General features: G+C 59.6%; 2 protein-coding genes and 3 pseudogenes. All 5 read left to right on the forward strand.

Going from position 1 to position 3,679, the window contains the following annotated elements; all coding sequences use genetic code 11:
- A pseudogene (locus AC1DWF_RS30950) lies at positions 1-132 on the forward strand (amino acid dehydrogenase); the annotation flags it as partial.
- A 77-nt stretch (positions 133-209) separates the two neighbouring features.
- Positions 210-322: pseudogene (locus AC1DWF_RS30955) on the forward strand (proline racemase family protein); the annotation flags it as partial.
- Between the two features lie 347 nt (positions 323-669).
- Positions 670-1,572 (forward strand): branched-chain amino acid ABC transporter permease, encoded by a 903-nt coding sequence (locus AC1DWF_RS30960; protein ID WP_476842477.1) that lies wholly within the window; start codon positions 670-672, stop codon positions 1,570-1,572.
- A gap of 88 nt (positions 1,573-1,660) precedes the next feature.
- Positions 1,661-3,172 (forward strand): annotated as a pseudogene (gene livM / locus AC1DWF_RS30965) (high-affinity branched-chain amino acid ABC transporter permease LivM); the annotation flags it as partial.
- A partial coding sequence (locus AC1DWF_RS30970) for an ABC transporter ATP-binding protein (RefSeq protein ID WP_476842478.1) occupies positions 3,172-3,679 on the forward strand: 508 nt, incomplete at its 3' end. The pseudogene livM and the gene AC1DWF_RS30970, both read left to right, overlap by 1 nt.

Genomic DNA, 3,679 nt, shown 5'->3' on the forward strand with positions numbered 1-3,679 from the left:
GTGCACTACGCCTTCGGCCACGGGCATCTCGGGCTGACCCAGGCGGCGGCAACCGGCCGGCTGGTTCGCGACCGCATGCTCGGCCAAAAGCCGACGCTTGATCTCAGCCCCTTTTCGGCCCAACGTTTCTGACGCAAGGTATCACCCATCATGGCGCGCCATTCCTTCTTCTGTATCGACGGCCACACCTGCGGCACCGGCACATCGGCTCCGGAAACAAGGCCATCATTCCCTCAATCGGCGGGTGGGCGCGGATGACCGATTGAGCACGATCTTCATCGACGACCGTGACCCGTTCGCACATGGGTTCGTAGTCAAATAGTCGTATGGCAGGGAGGTGGAACAGCCAATATGTCTAGACAATCTTAGAAGGGAGATCAGCGGTAAGACGCAAGAAACTGTTGCCGTGAGCTTATCGAGCGCTACATTCTTCGATCTTGGCGCGCAAAATCACTGGAATCGGCAAAGACATTGCGTTGAGCCAATGATAGGTTTCGCAATGGTCCAGGGCCTGGACAACATAAAAACGGAGACGGCTTCAATTGCCGTCCGGCAGGCGGCAACGGGTGTAAGAATCACGTTGCAATCCAGGCTCGAAACATTAGGACTAGGGGAAATATCAAAAAGGAATGCGTGCATCGCGCGACATTCCAGGGGAGCCGCATACATATGCAGTACTTCGTCCAGCAGATGGTCAACGGGCTGACTCTGGGGTCCATCTATGGCCTCATCGCAATTGGCTATACGATGGTCTACGGCATCATCGGCATGATCAATTTCGCCCATGGCGACATTTTCATGCTGGGCGCCTTCGTCGCGCTGATCGTGTTCCTGATCCTGAGCAGMATCTTTGTCTCGGTCCATGTCGTGCTGTTCCTGCTCGTCATGATGGTCGTGGCGATGCTGATGACCAGCCTGTACAATTGGACGATCGAAAAGGTTGCCTACCGGCCGCTGCGCGGCTCGTTCAGGCTGGCGCCGCTGATCACTGCAATCGGCATGTCGATTGCGCTGTCGAACTTCGTCCAGGTGACGCAAGGTCCGCGCAACAAGCCGATCCCGCCGATGGTCTCGACGGTCTACAATGTCGGTGGCATCTCGATCTCGCTGAAGCAGATCATCATCGTTGTCGTCACCGTCGCTCTGCTGGCGCTGTTCTGGTACCTCGTCAACAAGACCTCGCTTGGCCGCGCGCAGCGCGCCTGCGAGCAGGATCGCAAGATGGCGGCACTGCTCGGCATCGACGTCGATCGCACCATCTCCATCACCTTCATCATGGGCGCGGCCCTTGCCGCCGTCGCTGGCACGCTGTTTTTGATGTATTACGGTGTCGTTGCCTTCTCCGACGGCTTTGTTCCCGGCGTCAAAGCCTTCACAGCAGCCGTACTTGGGGGCATCGGCTCGCTGCCGGGCGCCATGCTGGGCGGCCTGATGATCGGCTTTATCGAGAGCATGTGGTCGGCTTACTTCTCGATCGACTACAAGGATGTCGCGGCGTTCTCGATCCTCGCCATCGTGCTCATCTTCCTGCCCTCCGGCATCCTCGGCCGGCCCGAAGTCGAGAAGGTCTGAGACAATGGCCAATATCGCACAAGCTCTCCGCGAAGAGACCGCAACGCCGTTTCAACGCGGCATCAAGGAGGCGCTCTATGCGGGTGCCATCTCCTTCGGCCTGTTCTTCCTCTTCATAGGCCTCAGGACCGACCAGAACATCCGCAACGAGCTGATCCTCGTTCCGCGCTGGGGCCTGCTTGCCATCATCGTTTCCCTGGTGATGGTCGGACGCTTTGTCTACGTCGCCTACGGTCAGCCGTTCCTGGCACGGCAGAAGATCGTCAACGTTGCCAGCGGCCTGTTGCCTGACAGCGTGGCGACGCGGTTCTTCCGGCTGCCCTTTTTCATCGCGGCCCTCGTGATCGCCGCGGGGCTGCTGATCTTCGCTGGTTCGCTTGACGGGATATTCGGGCCAACGCTCGCCGGTTATGTGCGTTTCTTGCGCGCGCTGACCATCATTTACGCCTTGGCGTCGGTGCTGTTTTATTTCCGTACCTTCATCCATGCGCATTTCTCGGCGCTGGGTATCGGCGTTCTGGTGATCTACCCGATCTTTGTCGTGGTAACGCTGACGCTGATCTCGGGTTCGATGGCGTCCGGTTTCCAGGGCTCGCTCAAGTGGGTCGACAATTTCGGCATCCAGATCCTGATCTATGTCATGCTCGCCTGGGGCCTGAACATCGTGGTCGGTCTCGCCGGCCTGCTCGACCTTGGCTATGTCGCCTTCTATGCCGTCGGCGCCTATGCCTATGCACTGCTGGCGACGCATCTCGGCTGGTCGTTCTGGATCCTGCTGCCGGTGGCTGGCTGCATGGCCGCCTTCTGGGGCGTCATGCTCGGCTTCMCTGTGTTGCGGCTACGAGGCGACTACCTCGCGATCGTGACACTGGCCTTCGGTGAGATCATCCGCCTGGTGCTGATCAACTGGCGCGAAGTGACCAATGGCGCAGCCGGCATCTCGGGCATTCCCAAAGTCAGCTTCTTTGGACTGATGTCGTTCAACGTCTCGGATCCCAACTACATCGCCAAGGTGCTCGGCATCGCCCAGTCCGGCGCCTACTACAAGATCTTCCTTTATTACCTCATCCTGGCCTTGGCACTGCTGACCGCTTTCGTCACCATCCGGCTGCGGCGCATGCCGGTCGGACGTGCGTGGGAAGCGCTGCGCGAGGATGAAATCGCCTGCCGCTCGCTCGGTATCAACACGACGACGACCAAGCTGACCGCCTTTGCCACGGGTGCGATGTTCGGCGGTTTCGCCGGCTCGTTCTTCGCCGCCCGCCAGGGCTTCGTTTCGCCCGAATCCTTCGTGTTCCTGGAATCGGCGATCATCCTTGCCATCGTCGTGCTCGGGGGCATGGGTTCGCTTGTCGGCATCGCGGTCGCGGCCGCGGTGATGATCGGCGGCACCGAAATCCTGCGCGAAATGGAGTTCCTCAAGGTGGTCTTCGGGTCTGATTTCACGCCGGAACTCTACCGCATGCTGCTGTTCGGCATGGCCATGGTCATCGTGATGCTGTGGAAGCCGCGAGGTTTCGTCGGCAGTCGAGAGCCCACCGCCTTCCTGCATGAGCGAAAAGCCATCTCCAGCTCCTTCACCAAGGAAGGGCACGGCTGATGAACGCGAGCGTTTCGATGAACACGCCGATCCTGCAGGTCGAGCATCTGTCGATGAAGTTTGGCGGCCTGGTTGCCATCGGCGACCTGTCGTTCGAAGCCAGGCGTGGTGAAATCACTGCGCTGATCGGCCCGAACGGCGCTGGCAAAACCACGGTCTTCAACTGCATCACCGGCTTCTACAAGCCGACCGAAGGCATGATCCGCTTCACCGGACGTGAGGGCGGAGAATTCCTGCTCGAGCGCATGCCCGACTTCCAGATCACGGCCAAGGCCAAGGTGGCGCGTACCTTCCAGAACATCCGGCTGTTTTCGGGCATGACGCTGCTCGAAAATCTGCTGGTGGCGCAGCACAACAAGCTGATGAAGGCTTCTGGCTATACGGTCATGGGGCTGCTCGGGCTCGGCGGCTATCGCAAGGCTTCGGCCGAATCGGTCGATATCGCCAAGCATTGGCTCGAAAAGTGCGAGTTGATCGACCGTGCCGACGATCCGGCGGGCGATCTGC

Source organism: Aminobacter sp. P4_D5 (assembly GCF_056401815.1).